At 40.4% G+C, this 240-nt stretch carries 1 pseudogene; it reads left to right on the top strand.

The window, feature by feature from the left end:
- A pseudogene (locus SB756_RS34735) lies at positions 1 to 240 on the top strand (glutamyl-tRNA reductase); the annotation flags it as partial.

Raw genomic sequence — 240 nt, 5'->3', positions numbered from 1 at the left:
CATGGCTTGCCAGTTTCCATGGTTTAGATGAACAGGAACTGAGTAATAACATTTATTGCCACGAGGGCAATCAAGCAATTAACCATTTAATGCGCGTTGCCTGCGGTTTAGATTCGCTTGTGTTAGGTGAACCGCAAATTTTAGGGCAAATTAAACAAGCCTATAATAGTGCTAAAACCCATGATGCAGTGGGTGTTACGTTTGATCGTTTGTTTCAAAAGACATTTTCGGTTGCTAAAG

Source organism: Pseudomonas sp. SIMBA_068 (genome assembly GCF_046534705.1).
Classification (GTDB): domain Bacteria; phylum Pseudomonadota; class Gammaproteobacteria; order Pseudomonadales; family Pseudomonadaceae; genus Aquipseudomonas; species Aquipseudomonas putida.
Note: the sequence above shows the minus strand (reverse complement) of the source record. Positions and strands in the feature narration are given on the sequence as shown.